Origin of the sequence: Dechloromonas denitrificans (assembly GCF_020510685.1) — a bacterium.
In the GTDB taxonomy this organism is placed as follows: Bacteria; Pseudomonadota; Gammaproteobacteria; order Burkholderiales; family Rhodocyclaceae; genus Azonexus; species Azonexus denitrificans_A.
On sequence record NZ_CP075185.1, the window covers coordinates 2,753,979 to 2,767,351 of the forward strand.

The following is a 13,373-nucleotide window of genomic DNA, read 5'->3' on the forward strand; positions in this document are numbered from 1 at the left end:
TAAAGTAAAAAGGCCTCGCTACTGCGAGGCCTTTTGTCGTGAGGCGTGGCCGGAATTACTCGGCAACCACCGCCACGTTGATGCTGGCCAGCACGTCGGTGTGCAGCGCAACGTCGAGCGGGAAATCGCCAATCGTCTTCAGCGGACCATCCGGCAGGCGGATAGCCGACTTGTCGACCACGAAACCGGCAGCCTTCAGTGCTTCGGCGATGTCGGCATTGCCGACGGAACCGAACAAGCGACCGTCCAGACCGGCCTTGCGGGCAACCGACACGGAAACACCGGTCAGCTTTTCAGCAACGCCTTGAGCAGCGACGAGCTTGTCAGCGGCGATCTTTTCCAGTTCGGCGCGACGGACTTCGAACTCGGCCTTGGCAGCCGGCGTGGCGCGCTTGGCAATCTTTTTCGGGATCAGGAAGTTACGGGCGTAGCCATCCTTGACCTTGACGATATCGCCGAGGTTACCGAGGTTAACAACCTTTTCGAGCAGAATGATTTGCATGTTTCGTCTCCTCGAGAATTATTGATGGTTGTCGGTGTAAGGCAGCAGAGCCAGGAAGCGGGCGCGCTTGATGGCGGTGCCCAGCTGACGCTGATAGCCGGCCTTGGTGCCGGTCAGACGAGCCGGCATGATCTTGGCGTTTTCCTGGATGAATTCCTTCAGGACATCCACATCCTTGTAGTCGATCTGTTCGACTTTTTCTGCCGTGAAGCGGCAGAACTTACGGCGCTTGAAGAGACCACCGCCGCGTTTCTTTTTCTTGTCATCATCCTTCTTCTTGAAGAATCGAGCCATTTTCGTTTCCTTCCAAAAATTCTATTGAATTCACATGTAGCACGGGCGCTTTGCTGTTGCGGCTTCTGGCAGCAAGAAATCCAGTCAGTTTGACGGCCCCGCCGAGGGGTGCTGCTTGTAGCCAGCGGGCGGATTCGCCCAAGGCCAGAACAGCAATTTCCACTTCCACCAGACGCTCTGCACCGCCTTCAATCTGCGAGGAGCTGTGTTGCAAGCGCCCTTCACTGACTGGCACGCCGGCCGGGGTGTAGCGCAAGGCTTTGCGCTCGACCAATTGACCGGAGAGTTCGATACAGTTCAGCCGTAATTCCCGTGCAAATATGTTTTAGGCAGCAGCCGGAGCAGCTTGTTCAGCAGCAACCGGAGCCACGTCGCCAGCCAGCAGGGACTTGGACTTCTCTTCCTTCATCATCGGGGAAGGAGTCGTCACAGCGGCTTTCATCTTGACGGTGAGGTGGCGCAGCACGGCATCGTTGAACTTGAATGAATGCTCGAGTTCGTTCAGCGTTTCGCCGTCGATCTCGATGTTCATCAGAACATAGTGAGCCTTGTGGATCTTCTGGATCGGGTAAGCCAATTGGCGACGGCCCCAGTCTTCCAGACGATGGATCACGCCGCCCTTGGCAGCGACGATGGCACGATAGCGCTCGACCATGCCGGGCACTTGTTCGCTTTGGTCCGGATGGACGATAAAGACGATTTCATAATGGCGCATGCAAACTCCTTTTGGGATGAACCCTCCACCATGCGAATGCGGTAGGGCAAGGTTGAAAAGCCCACGATTATAACAGCAATCGTGGGCTTACGGGGATCCGATGCAGCTTAATTAGAAGCAGTCGTCAGCCATTTCCAACGCCCCGCCGGCACCGGCCACAACCGACTCGGCCAGACCAGCCGCCTGAACCAGGAAATGATCGGCGAAAAAACGCGTGGTCGCCAGCTTTGCCGCCCAGAACGGGTCGCCGTCACCGGCCGCGATCCGGGCCCGGGCAATCACTGCCGCGCGCCCCATTTGCCAGCCGCCAGCCACGATACCGAGCAGATACAGGAACGGTACGGCGCCGGCATGCACCGCCTTTGGCTCACCGGAAAAATTGGCGACGATCCAGGCAACCGCTTTCTCCAGGGCGTCGATCGCGGCATTCTGCCGTGCTCCAATCGGAGCCAGATCGCCATCGAGCCGGGCGGCAGCAGCCCGCATGTCGGCGATTACCGCCAGGATGGTCAGCCCTTTCTCGCGGGCGATCTTGCGGCCGATCAGGTCGTTCGCCTGAATCGCCGTCGTTCCTTCATAGATCGCCGTGATGCGGGCATCGCGCAGATGCTGGGCGGCGCCGGTTTCTTCGATGTAACCCATCCCGCCATGCACCTGAACACCGAGCGAGGCGATGTCGATGGCGCTTTCGGTACTCCAGCCTTTAACCACCGGAATCATCAGTTCGGCAAACGCCTGCCCCTTCTTGCGCGCCGCCTCGTCCGGGTTGGCATGGGCATTGTCCTGTGCCGCAGCGGTGACATAAGCCAGCGCGCGCATGGCTTCGATGCGGGAACGCATCGACATCAACATGCGACGAACGTCGGGATGCTTGATGATCGGCACTTTCGGACCGCCCCGCACGCCGACTTCGGTTCCCTGGACGCGCTCCTTGGCATAGACGGCAGCGCGCTGATAGGCCCGCTCGGCATCGCCCAGACCTTCCAGGCCGACGTTGAAGCGGGCGGCGTTCATCATGATGAACATGTACTCCAGGCCGCGATTCTCCTCACCGACCAGCGTACCGATCGCCCCGCCGTTGTCGCCAAAGGCGAGTACCGCCGTCGGACTACCGTGAATGCCCAGCTTGTGTTCGATCGAGACGCAGTAGACGTCATTACGTTCGCCGGGCGTACCGTCGGCCTTGAGCAGGAATTTCGGCACGACGAACAGCGAAATTCCCTTGACTCCTTCCGGCGCATTCGGCGTCCGGGCGAGCACCAGATGGACGATGTTGTCCGTCATGTCATGCTCGCCATAGGTGATGAAGATCTTCTGGCCGAAAACCTTGTAGGTGCCGTCACCGACCGGCTCGGCGCGCGTCCGCACGGCGGCCAGATCGGAACCGGCCGAAGGCTCGGTCAGATTCATCGTCCCGGTCCATTCGCCGGAAACCAGGTTCGGCAGGTAGGCCGCCTTCTGCTCGTCGGTACCGGCGATCATCAGCGCCTCAATGGCCCCCTGCGTCAGCATCGGACACAGCGAGAAAGCATGGTTGGCCGCTTTCCACATTTCGCTGACCGCGGTGGACAGCAGCTTGGGCAAGCCCTGGCCGCCAAACTCCGGATCGCAACCGAGACCGTTCCAGCCGTTGTCGACAAATTGCCGATAGGCTTCCTTGAAACCAGGCGACGTGGTCACCACCGTGTCTTTCCACTTGGCGCCATCCTGGTCACCAACGCGATTGAGCGGCGAAAGCACCGCCCCGGCAAATTTGGCTGCCTCTTCGAGAATGGCATCGACGACGTCCGGCGTCGCCTCCTCGCACCCCGGCAAAGCAACGACCCGGTCGAGATCGGCCAGATCCTGCATGACGAAACGAATATCTTTTAACGGCGCAACGTATTCACTCATGGGATCGCATCTTTCTATTGAATTCGGTTGGAGGTTTCCTTGAGTTCAATCAGGAAAAGTATTTCCTCGACGACGGGAAGCGCGAAACCAAGACGCTGACCACCGCGGTTGTCACGTAACAACTGGTAAAGATAACCGACGACATCGCCACCCGGCCACATCTCGCAGATCATGCCGATGATGCGCGGCATCTGTTCCAGCGACTCCGGACGCGGCGCAACCGGGACCGTGGCGGAATCGTCAACGAGCAGATCGACGACCTGAAGGCCGGGCGTCGCTTGCGCCGGATCCCAATGTTGAATTTCAACGTTGAAGTTCTGATTCAGGTTGCGCGCCACAGTTTCGAATTCATCCTGCATACCGGCCATGCGATAGACATCCATCAGCCTGATCCATGGCTGCAGCGCCTCCTGCGGGTTGTTGTCGATATATTCCTGCAAGGCCTGCGCCGCCCCTTTGACCCGACCAAAGGAGAGCATGATGTCGGCCAGTTCCATCACGGGATTGGCTTCAAAATGCTCGTCAACCGGGGCAACATCGATCGCCGCCGCTGAATCGGTGGCATCCACCGGGGTATCGGATAGAGCCGCCGGGTGCCCAAGGAGGCTAGGCTCGCCGCCATCGAGTTCGACATCGACCTGGATCGGCGAACTGCCGGTCGGCATATCGAAATGCAGATCTACGCCACCCAGCCCAGCGGATTCTTTGTCCAGCTCAGCCGTCGAGGTAATTTTCGGGGCGAGCGGCACACGCTTTTCATCAGCCAGTCGCTGCCGACGTTCGCGATAATTTTTCCAGCCGAGCCAGCCACCAATGCCCAAAAGCGCACCGAGCAAGACACCGTAGAGGCTCCACTCGGAAAGACCAGCGGAAGTCTCCGCCCTCCCCGCAACCGAGGGTTTGGCTGGACGAGCCGAAGTATCGGTCGGCACAGGTCGCACCGGCGTCTGGTCGGCAACGACCGGCGACTCGTTTGAAGCACCACCTTTTTCGATGCGCTGGGCAAACTCTCCCGCGCGTTGCTGCAATTCGCCGAGAGTATCTTCCATGTTGCGCAGCTTTTCCGCTGTCGCCAACTGCGATGTCGCCTGCTCGTTGAGCGCCATCAGCATCCGGAATTCCAGGCGAAGAATGTCGCGTCGCGCCTCTGCCGCCTCGCCACCAGGCGTGGCAAAGATATCGGTGGCCAGACGCAATGAAGGTTCGCCAACCTCGTTGCCGCTCGACAACATCACGCGATCCGGCAAGCCACGCGGTGCCGAACGCCGCTCGGCCCGCCGTGGCGCCAGACGCGGAGGCGACTCCAGCACGTCCGGCTGTGCGGGACGCGGCGCCTTGGTTTGCGGCGTGATTCGCGGAGTACGGGATGGCACATCGTCAGGCAAGGAACGTTGAATGGCCGGCGGCGCCGCAACATTCTTTTCTGGCGAGGCCAGAAGCATGTATTCCCGGGAAACTTCGTGGCCACAACTCAACTGTACCGCCAGCTGCAAAATCGGCTCGCGCAGGATGACGTCGGAACGAATCTCAAGAACCGGCGGGTTTCCCTTGCGCAGACTGAAAGTGGCTTTTTTCAGCCAGGGCAGATCGTTACCGCCTTCCGGCTGCACCAAGCGGAAGCAATTCGCATCGAGGCCCTGTTTGCCGGCACCGAGAATCGTGATTTCCAACCGCAGTTGCTCACCAAGATTCGGTTGCCCGCGCAATTCGCCCAAACCAACCGCGGAAGCGCTACCCGACAGAACCCAAAAGGTCAGCGGCAAACAATAGCGAAAAGCCAGAGAATTCAAGGACACATGCCTCAGCAAAGACAAATCGCTTGAATTGTAACGGCTATTTGTCTGCCAGATAGCGGGAATCATCGAAGGTGATCACCCAGTTGGGGCGATAAACGACAAATAAGGTCATCACCATGCCGGACAACCAGGCTTCCGAAAAAGCCAACAGGAAGAAATAGGGGAAATATTCACTGATCAGATATTCCCACTCGTAAACACCGGCCACCGCGAGAAAGAGCGTGACAGAGAAGCCGACACCGATAATCGTCAGCGCCGAACCAAAAAAACCATTAACAAAAATGTAAACAAAGAAGTGTCGGGGCAGTAGCGGCGACAAGAAACGATAGAAACCCTGACTGAACGCCACGCCCAGCCCGCCCAGCAACAGGGCGTTGGCCGCAAAGGCCAGCGGTCCGCCGGCACCGTTCAGGGTAATACCGGCGGTTACCAGCGACAAACCGATAAAGGCCAGATGCGGCCCGCAACTCAGCGTAAAGACCGTCGCCCCCAGCAGATGAAAACCGAGGCCGGGCTTGACGCCGGCTTTCAGGCTCCAGACCAGGGTCAGCAAGACGATCATGCCGAGCCAGAGATTCAGTTGCTCGCTGTCCTTCAGCCGCCCCCACGGGGCACGCCAAACGCTGCGGGCGAAGAACAGCAGCCAGACGACCCAAGCCGCCCAGTACCATTCTTCGCCCAGCAAGGTATCCGGTAGATTCACCCGGCAAGTTTAGCCGACCGCTCCCACCAGTTGCGGTACGACTTCAAACAGATCGCCGACCAGGCCGTAATCGGCGACCTGGAAGATCGGCGCATCGGGATCCTTGTTGATGGCGACGATGACTTTCGATTCCTTCATGCCGGCCAAATGCTGGATGGCACCCGAGATGCCGACCGCGATGTAGAGCTGCGGTGCGACAATCTTGCCGGTCTGACCGACCTGGTAGTCGTTCGGCACGAAGCCGGCATCGACCGCCGCACGGCTGGCGCCGAGGGCGGCACCGAGCTTGTCGGCGAGCGGTTCGAGCAGGGCGTGGTAGTTCTCGCCACTGCCCAGACCGCGCCCGCCGGAAACGATGATCTTGGCGGCGCCGAGTTCGGGCCGTTCGGATTTGGTCAGTTCGCGGTGGGTAAGTTGGGTTTGGGCGGTGTCGGCCGCCGGGCTGATGGTCTCGACCGGGGCGCTGTGGCCGCTGGCTACGGCATCGAAGGCGGTGGTGCGGACGGTGATGACCTTGACCGGATCGGCGCTCTTGACCGTGGCCAGGGCGTTGCCGGCGTAGATCGGGCGGACGAAGGTGTCGGCGGCTTCGACGCCGGTGATTTCCGAGATCTGGGCGACGTCGAGCAAGGCGGCGACGCGCGGCAGCAGGTTCTTGCCGAAGGTGGTGGCCGGGGCGAGGATGTGGCTGTAGCCGGCGGCCTGGGCGATGATCAGAGCGGTCAGGTTTTCGGCGGTCTGGCTCTGGTAGTGGGCGGCGTCGGCGACTTTGACCTTGGCGACGCCGTGCAGGCCGGCGGCTTGCTGGGCGGCGCCGGCGCAGGCGCTGCCGGCGACCAGAACGTGCACTTCGCCACCGATCTTGACGGCGGCGGCGACGGTGTTGAGGGTGGCGGCTTTGAGGCTGAGCTGGTCGTGTTCGGCAATGACGAGAATGGTCATGGTGTGTTCTCCCTTAGATCACTTTCGCTTCATTGCGAAGCTTGTTGACGAGTTCGGCGACGTCGGCGACCTTGACGCCGGCACTGCGCTTGGCGGGTTCGGCGACTTTCAGCGTCGTCAGGCGCGGCGCGACATCGACGCCGAGGTCGGCCGGCTTGACGGTGTCGAGCGGCTTCTTTTTGGCTTTCATGATGTTGGGCAGCGTAGCGTAGCGCGGCTCGTTCAGGCGCAGGTCGGTGGAAACGACGGCTGGCAGGCTGATCGCCAGGGTTTCGAGGCCGCCGTCGATTTCCCGGGTGACCGTCGCTTGGCCGTCGGCGATGACGACCTTCGAGGCGAAGGTGGCTTGCGGCCAGTTTTGCAGCGCGGCGAGCATCTGGCCGGTCTGGTTGGCATCGTCGTCGATGGCTTGTTTGCCGCAGATGACGAGTTGCGGTTGTTCCTTGTCGCACAGGGCTTTCAACAGCTTGGCGACGGCCAGTGGCTGGAGCTCGACGTCGGTTTCGACGAGGATGCCGCGGTCGGCACCGATCGCCATCGCGGTGCGCAGGGTTTCCTGGCAGGCGGCGACGCCGCAGGAGACGGCGATGACTTCGCTGGCGATGCCGGCCTCCTTCAGCCGGACGGCTTCTTCAATGGCGATTTCGTCGAAGGGGTTCATGCTCATCTTGACGTTGGCCAGGTCAACACCCGAACCGTCGGCCTTCACCCGAATCTTGACGTTGTAGTCCACTACCCGTTTCACGGGGACGAGAATTTTCACTAGGCTCTCCTTTTTCCTCGATTAGTTCTGCTCAGCGCTGTTTGCCTGTTTGACAGACGCCCAGTCTATCCGCACAATGACCATACTGTGTCGTATGGAAACGCATACGGTAGCGTATGGAAAATAAAACTGTCAACTCCTCCTTGAAATCAACGCTCCCCCGTACGCGCGGTCGCGCCCAATCGCCACGCACCCAACTCGACCCTGATCGCTGGATAGAAGAGGCTATCGAGGTGCTGGCGCGCGACGGCATTGCCGGTCTGCGCGTCGAAGTTCTCGCCAAGCGTTGTGGCGTGACCAAGGGCAGCTTCTACTGGCACTTCAAGGATCGCCAGTCGCTGCTCGACGCCGTGCTTGAACACTGGAAGGCGGGGCGCATTTTCGATATCGAGAAGACCACGGCGGTCGCCCCGGGCAAGGAGCGCGACCAGTTGCATTACGCCATCGAGGTTTACGGTGCGAGTCGCAACCGCAAGGGCATGGCGATTGAACTGGCCGTCCGCGACTGGGCACGGCATGACGCGCAAGCTGCGGCGGTCGTCGAATCGGTCGATCTCTATCGGCTGGAATGCACGCGCAAGCTGTTTGTCGCCGCCGGAATGTCGGATGCCGAAGCGAAGAGCCGCAGCCTGCTGCTCTACGCCTGCGTATTCGGCCTGTCGCTGATGCATTACAGCCATTTCGACGACAACCTCGCCAATCTCAAACAGCGTATTGCCGAGCGCATCATTTCCGACTAACCGGAACAGCTTCCGGCTTTGCCGCTGGCCGCCAGTTGTTTTTCCCAGGCCTGCAAATCGACGGCCAGTTGCTCAACCGTCGCCCGTAGCGCACCGATGCCACCATGCGAATCTTGGCTGTTGGCGGCTTTCTCGATATCCAGGTTAACTTCGGCCAATTGATGGCGCGCCTGGTCGAGCCAATGCACATGCCCCCGTAGAACGCCCTTACTGCTGCCCGGACTGACGAAAACCTGGGTGAATTCGCTGATTTCGACGCGCAGGACGCACCGAGAGCGGGCCTGCCCGGTCGGCGACAAATCCAGCTGTTGCATCAGGTGCTGCTGAATCAGCTGAGCTGGCGGACCGGCCCAGCGGACTCGCGAATATTCGTGCAGACGCGAGGCATCGGCATAGACCAGCCGGTAATTGACGCCGAGCGAGTCCATCCAGAGCGGCGCGCGCACCTCGACGGCAAGCGGCATTTTTCTTTCGTCGGCGAGGCGTGACGCAGCCGGCGGCCCCAGATCGTAGATCGCCAAGCCTTTTTCCGTGCCACGCTTACCCGAGGTAAAACAGGCACTGAGCGAAACGAAAATCAGGATCAGGACTAGCCGGCTCATATCATTTCGCTCCACCAGTCTGGAACCCTGGCTCACCCGGCCCCGGCGGCAAAGCCGGCGCCCCGAAGACCAGGCCTTGCGGCGTGTCTTCGAGGATGCGCAGAACGCGGCTCAACTGGCGGGAAGTCATCGAAAAATCCGTGGCCATCTCGTTCAGGCGCGGCATCAATGCCGAAGCGCCAGTGGCCGATGGATCGCCTATCGCTACATCCAATTTATCGGTGGCGGCCTGCATCTTGCCGATCAGCAGCCGCGTTTCCGCCAGCAGGGGTCCAACCTCGCCGGCCGCCACCGAGATACTCTTGATGTTCCGATCGTCGAGCAGCTTCTTCATTTGCCCCATGGTGCCGTTCAGGTTTTCCAGCGCCGGCTTCATGTTGGCCGAGGCCGACTCGAGATTGGCCAGCGTCGCCGTCAGGTGCTGCCGGTTTTCTTCGCTCAACATTGCATTGGCATTGACCATCAGTTGCCGGGCCTGACGCAAGGTTGCCGCGCCGGTTTCGCCGAGTTCATCGAGCAAGGACGGAAGCATCGTGATATGCGGCGGCTTCTCGTCGTTAGGCTCCAGCGGTTCCATGTCCTTGCCGGTTTCCAGCAGCAGGATATGCGCCAGCCCGGTCACCCCTTGATAGTTCAGCCGGGCGATCGTACCGCGCGTCAGCGGCACGTCTTCATTGACCGAGATGGTCACCAGGATATTGCTGTAATCCTCGGGGTCGAGGCGAATATCGCTGACCTTGCCAACCCGGATACCGCGATAGCGAACCTGCGCCTGGGGGTTGAGGCCGCCAATGTTCTGCTTGGTGACGACGATGTAGTCATGTGTGTTGTCCTTGTCACCGCCCAGCCAGTAGATGGCGAGCAGCATCGCGGCGACGAGCAGCAGAGCAAAAAGTCCGGCGGCAAAAGCGTGCGACTTGTTTTCCATGGAGGGGTATTAAAGCAGTTTCCGGCGATCTGCGCCAAAAAAGCCGGTGACGAAAGGATGATCAACGGTCATCACCTCGTCTTTCGGGCCGAAGGCAATGATCTGGCCATCGGCCAGAACCGCCACGTGGCTGGCCAGTCCGGCCAGGGTATTGAGATCATGCGTGACCATGATGACGGTCAGGCCGAGCGCCTTCTGCAAGGCGCCAACCAGGTCGACGAAATTCTGGCTGCGATCCGGATCGAGGCCGGCCGTCGGTTCGTCGAGCAGCAGCAACTCCGGCTCCAGGGCCAGCGCCCGGGCCAGGGCAACGCGCTTGACCATGCCGCCGGAGAGTTCGGCCGGCATCAGCTTGCCGTGCTCCGGTTCCAATTCGACCATGGCCAGCTTGAGGTGCACCAGGCGACAGATCCAGTCCTCGTCGAGGCACCGCAGTTCGCGCAGCGGAAAAGCGATGTTGTCGAAAACCGAAAGGGCCGAAAACAGGGCACCTTGCTGAAACAACATGCCCAACCGGCGGCGTATGCTGCGCTGGAGAAATGCATCGCCATCGTTGAGATCGACACCGAACAGGCGGACGCAGCCGGCCGTCGGTCGGAGCAGCCCGAGCATCTCGCGCAGCAAAGTGGTCTTCCCGCTCCCCGAACCGCCCAGCAGACCGACGATCTGTCCGGTCTCGACGCGCAGATTCAGATCCCGGTGGATGGTCTGGGTACCGAATACCGTGCTGACGCCGGCGAGTTCGACAACCGCCGGTTCGCTCATAAGTTCGGCACCCCGATATGGCGGGTGAAAACCGCAAACACCGCATCGACGAGAATCACCGTGGTAATCGCCGTAACGACCGCCCGGGTGGTATTGGCTGACAGGCTTTCAGTATTGGGTTTGACCCGCAAGCCAAAATGACAGGCGACCAGGGCGATGACGAAACCGAAGACCAGCCCTTTGCCCAGACCGATCAGGAGATTGGCGAGCGGAACTGCGCGCGGCAGGTTTTCGAGAAAATAGACAAGCGACAGATCAAGTTGCAGCATGGCTGCCACCATGCCGCCGAGCAGCGCCACGGCGGAGGTCCACAGCACGATCAGAGGCATTACGGCGGTCAGCCCGAGGATTTTTGGCAAGACCACACGGACGGTTCTCGAGATGCCCATGGTAGATAGCGCATCGATTTCCTCGGTCACCCGCATCACGCCGATCTGGGCCGTCATTGCCGAACCGGAGCGGCCGGCAACGAGCACGGCGACGAGGACCGGCCCCAACTCGCGAATGATGGCGATACCGAGAATATTGACGATAAAGATGTCGGCGCCAAAACTCTTCAACTGCAAGGCTGACAGGTAACTGATGGTAATGCCGATCAGGAATCCGACCAGCGCCGTGACCGGCAAGGCGCGCACCCCCGCCTTGTAGACGTTGGCCGCAAACTCCTTCCAGGGAATATCCTCGGGGTGCCGAAAAAGATATCCGAGATCCAGCAACAATTGGCCGAACAGGGCGACCATGCCCTTCAAATTGGCGAGCGCTTCCAGCAACAGGCAGCCGATGAATTCCAGGGGATGAAAGAGGCGGGTCGGCGAGCCCGGAATACGCTCAGGCAGTTCGGCGACCCGGCTCAGCACTTGCCGGTGGATGGCCGAAATATCCAGGCACTCCGGCCAGGCATTGCCCCAGCTTCGCCAGAGCAACACGGCGGCGGCGCTATCCAGTTTGGTCAGCGCCAACAGATCCCAGCATGTAACGCCTTTGCCTTGGACCGCCAGTTGCTCCTGCAAATCGCTGAGATCCGGCAGCATCGCGGCCAGCGTCCACTGGCCGGACAGAACCACCCTCCCCGACTCGACGCGCAATCGGGGACTGTCACTCATGCGATTTTCCTGGCCGTCCTGGACTTGACCAGGTATTCCCGTCCGATCTGTTTCCAGATAGCCGCCTCCTCACCCAAGGCTGCGGCAGTCCACGGATTGCTGGCCAGCCATTCGGCAGGCAACTCAAGCTGAAAACCGTTACCCAGCAATTTGACGGACCAGGCCGGCAACAGCCGGTCGTCACGGGTGCGATGCAGCAGCACGGCCAGGCGCAAGCAGAAAACCAGTTTCCAGGCGCTGTCGGACGCAGGAATTGCACTCAGCTTTTCCAGCTTGCCACGATGGCCAAGCACCAGCATGGCCAGCCGCGCCTGATCCTTCTTTGAAAAACCCGGCATGTCGGCATAGGTCAGCACGTAGGCACCGTGCTTGTGATAGGCGTTGTGGGCGACCGAAATGCCGATCTCGTGCAGCCGCGTAGCCCACGACAGAAACTGCACATCGTCCTCGCTCGGCTCGCCTTCGGCCAATTGCGTCAATGCCGATAGCGCGGTCGCCTCGACCCGCTCGGACTGATCGGCCTCGACCTGATAGCGCCGGCGAAACTGTGCCACCGTCGAGTCGCGCATATCGTGGTGATGAAAGCGGCCGAGCAGGTCATAGAGGACTCCCAGACGCAAGGCACCGTCGGCATAGGTCATCCGCTCGATACCCAGTTCCTCGAAAATCGCCGACATGATGGCAATGCCGCCCGGCAGCACCGGCAGACGGTCTCCCTTGACGCCGGGCAAATCGAGCGCCTCGGCCGAGCCGGCCTTGATCAGCAGCGAACACAGCCGATCCAGGCCTTCACGGGTAATGCCGCTCTCGCCATTCGGATTGAGCGCATTCAACTCCAGCACGTCGGCAATGGCCCGGGCCGAACCGGAGGAGCCGATCGCTTCCTTCCAGCCCAGACGCTGGTAGTCGTAGGCGATCAGCTCGATTTCCTTGGCAGCGGCAATCTGGGCTTCGCGCAAGCGCTTCTTGTCGAATTTGCGATCCGGGAAAAACTGCAGCGTGTAGCTGACGCAACCCATGTACAAGGATTCCATCAGTTGCGGATCATGCCGCTTGCCGATGATGAATTCCGTGGAGCCGCCACCGATGTCGATGACCAGCCGCTTGTGGGCCGCCATCGGCAGCGAATGGGAGGCGCCGATGTAGATCAGCCGGGCCTCTTCGCGCCCGGCGATGATTTCGATCGGGAAACCGAGGGCCGCCTCGGCGAGCGGCAGAAATTCCGCAGCGTTCTTGGCGACCCGCAAAGTATTGGTCGCCACCACCCGCACCGCACCGCCATCCAGGCCGCCCAAGCGCTCACCGAAACGGCGCAGGGCTTCCAGCGCCCGGGCCTGAGCGGCTTCGTCCAGACGTTTGTCGGCCGTCAGGCCGGAGGCCAGGCGCACCGGTTCCTTCATCGAATCAAGGATATAAATCTGGTCGTCAACCACCCGTCCGACCTGCAGGCGGAAACTATTGGAACCCAAATCAACGGCGGCTACGGTTTCGTAGATCATTTGCTAGGTACGACGGGAAGGTAGAACTGGCCAGCATTCTAACATCCGCACCTAAGCCGGAATCTTTCCGTTCAGAGGCAAAAAAAACCGCCGGCTCGCGCCGGCGGGTTTTTTGCAAAGACACTAAT

The 13,373-nt window shown here is 60.6% G+C and carries 15 protein-coding genes; 1 reads left to right on the forward strand and 14 read right to left on the reverse strand.

From position 1 onward, the window contains the following. Positions 1–55: 55 nt before the first annotated feature. The 9 genes from rplI to KI611_RS13210 all read right to left on the reverse strand — a co-directional run bounded on the left by rplI (position 56) and on the right by KI611_RS13210 (position 7,608). A complete protein-coding gene (rplI, locus tag KI611_RS13170) occupies positions 56–502 on the reverse strand; it encodes a 50S ribosomal protein L9 (RefSeq protein ID WP_226416115.1) in 447 nt (148 codons plus the stop codon). Positions 503–520: 18 nt separating this feature from the next. Then, on the reverse strand, positions 521–796 hold the full coding sequence (rpsR, locus tag KI611_RS13175; RefSeq protein ID WP_153148050.1) for a 30S ribosomal protein S18: 276 nt from the start codon (positions 794–796) through the stop codon (positions 521–523). Next, positions 768–1,118, reverse strand: a complete 351-nt coding sequence (gene priB, locus KI611_RS13180) for a primosomal replication protein N (RefSeq protein ID WP_319002340.1) — start codon at positions 1,116–1,118, stop codon at positions 768–770. The genes rpsR and priB overlap by 29 nt, the downstream gene beginning before the upstream one ends. 3 nt (positions 1,119–1,121) lie before the next feature. Further along, entirely contained in the window at positions 1,122–1,511 is a 390-nt protein-coding gene (gene rpsF / locus KI611_RS13185) for a 30S ribosomal protein S6 (protein WP_226416116.1), read from the reverse strand. A gap of 111 nt (positions 1,512–1,622) precedes the next feature. Then, a complete protein-coding gene (locus tag KI611_RS13190; RefSeq protein WP_226416117.1) occupies positions 1,623–3,404 on the reverse strand; it encodes an acyl-CoA dehydrogenase in 1,782 nt (593 codons plus the stop codon). A 14-nt stretch (positions 3,405–3,418) separates the two neighbouring features. Continuing rightward, positions 3,419–5,074, reverse strand: coding sequence for a FimV family protein (locus tag KI611_RS13195; RefSeq protein ID WP_226416118.1), 1,656 nt, complete (start codon positions 5,072–5,074; stop codon positions 3,419–3,421). Between the two features lie 163 nt (positions 5,075–5,237). After that, positions 5,238–5,903 carry an energy-coupling factor ABC transporter permease gene (locus tag KI611_RS13200; RefSeq protein WP_226416119.1) on the reverse strand — a complete coding sequence of 222 codons (666 nt, stop codon included), beginning with the start codon at positions 5,901–5,903 and terminating at the stop codon, positions 5,238–5,240. Positions 5,904–5,912: 9 nt separating this feature from the next. Further along, on the reverse strand, positions 5,913–6,845 hold the full coding sequence (locus tag KI611_RS13205) for an electron transfer flavoprotein subunit alpha/FixB family protein (protein WP_226416120.1): 933 nt from the start codon (positions 6,843–6,845) through the stop codon (positions 5,913–5,915). Positions 6,846–6,858: 13 nt separating this feature from the next. Further along, entirely contained in the window at positions 6,859–7,608 is a 750-nt protein-coding gene (locus KI611_RS13210) for an electron transfer flavoprotein subunit beta/FixA family protein (protein ID WP_226416121.1), read from the reverse strand. Between the two features lie 116 nt (positions 7,609–7,724). Here KI611_RS13210 and KI611_RS13215 point away from each other — a divergent pair, with 116 nt between their 5' ends. Further along, positions 7,725–8,348 carry a TetR/AcrR family transcriptional regulator gene (locus tag KI611_RS13215; protein WP_226416122.1) on the forward strand — a complete coding sequence of 208 codons (624 nt, stop codon included), beginning with the start codon at positions 7,725–7,727 and terminating at the stop codon, positions 8,346–8,348. Here KI611_RS13215 and KI611_RS13220 read toward each other — a convergent pair. From KI611_RS13220 to ppx, 5 genes are read right to left on the reverse strand one after another with little or no spacing between them, the layout of a single operon-like run. Further along, entirely contained in the window at positions 8,345–8,950 is a 606-nt protein-coding gene (locus KI611_RS13220) for an ABC-type transport auxiliary lipoprotein family protein (protein ID WP_226416123.1), read from the reverse strand. The two genes, KI611_RS13215 and KI611_RS13220, sit on opposite strands and share 4 nt — an antisense overlap. Position 8,951: 1 nt before the next feature. Continuing rightward, complete coding sequence (locus tag KI611_RS13225; RefSeq protein WP_226416124.1) at positions 8,952–9,878, reverse strand: MlaD family protein; 927 nt, start codon at positions 9,876–9,878, stop codon at positions 8,952–8,954. Positions 9,879–9,887: 9 nt separating this feature from the next. Further along, complete coding sequence (locus KI611_RS13230; protein WP_226416125.1) at positions 9,888–10,643, reverse strand: ABC transporter ATP-binding protein; 756 nt, start codon at positions 10,641–10,643, stop codon at positions 9,888–9,890. Next, on the reverse strand, positions 10,640–11,746 hold the full coding sequence (locus tag KI611_RS13235; protein WP_226416126.1) for an ABC transporter permease: 1,107 nt from the start codon (positions 11,744–11,746) through the stop codon (positions 10,640–10,642). Before KI611_RS13235 ends, KI611_RS13230 begins: the two co-directional genes overlap by 4 nt. Then, on the reverse strand, positions 11,743–13,245 hold the full coding sequence (gene ppx / locus KI611_RS13240) for an exopolyphosphatase (RefSeq protein WP_226416127.1): 1,503 nt from the start codon (positions 13,243–13,245) through the stop codon (positions 11,743–11,745). Before ppx ends, KI611_RS13235 begins: the two co-directional genes overlap by 4 nt. Between the last annotated feature and the right edge of the window lie 128 nt (positions 13,246–13,373).

Bases quoted from the DNA above. Each gene is read 5' to 3' on its own strand.
- rplI (WP_226416115.1), bottom strand. From the start codon at position 502: ATGCAAATCATTCTGCTCGAAAAGGTTGTTAACCTCGGTAACCTCGGC.
- rpsR (WP_153148050.1), bottom strand. From the start codon at position 796: ATGGCTCGATTCTTCAAGAAGAAGGATGATGACAAGAAAAAGAAACGC.
- rpsF (WP_226416116.1), bottom strand. From the start codon at position 1,511: ATGCGCCATTATGAAATCGTCTTTATCGTCCATCCGGACCAAAGCGAA.
- KI611_RS13190 (WP_226416117.1), bottom strand. From the start codon at position 3,404: ATGAGTGAATACGTTGCGCCGTTAAAAGATATTCGTTTCGTCATGCAG.
- KI611_RS13205 (WP_226416120.1), bottom strand. From the start codon at position 6,845: ATGACCATTCTCGTCATTGCCGAACACGACCAGCTCAGCCTCAAAGCC.
- KI611_RS13215 (WP_226416122.1), top strand. From the start codon at position 7,725: ATGGAAAATAAAACTGTCAACTCCTCCTTGAAATCAACGCTCCCCCGT.
- KI611_RS13220 (WP_226416123.1), bottom strand. From the start codon at position 8,950: ATGAGCCGGCTAGTCCTGATCCTGATTTTCGTTTCGCTCAGTGCCTGT.
- KI611_RS13225 (WP_226416124.1), bottom strand. From the start codon at position 9,878: ATGGAAAACAAGTCGCACGCTTTTGCCGCCGGACTTTTTGCTCTGCTG.
- KI611_RS13230 (WP_226416125.1), bottom strand. From the start codon at position 10,643: ATGAGCGAACCGGCGGTTGTCGAACTCGCCGGCGTCAGCACGGTATTC.
- KI611_RS13235 (WP_226416126.1), bottom strand. From the start codon at position 11,746: ATGAGTGACAGTCCCCGATTGCGCGTCGAGTCGGGGAGGGTGGTTCTG.
- ppx (WP_226416127.1), bottom strand. From the start codon at position 13,245: ATGATCTACGAAACCGTAGCCGCCGTTGATTTGGGTTCCAATAGTTTC.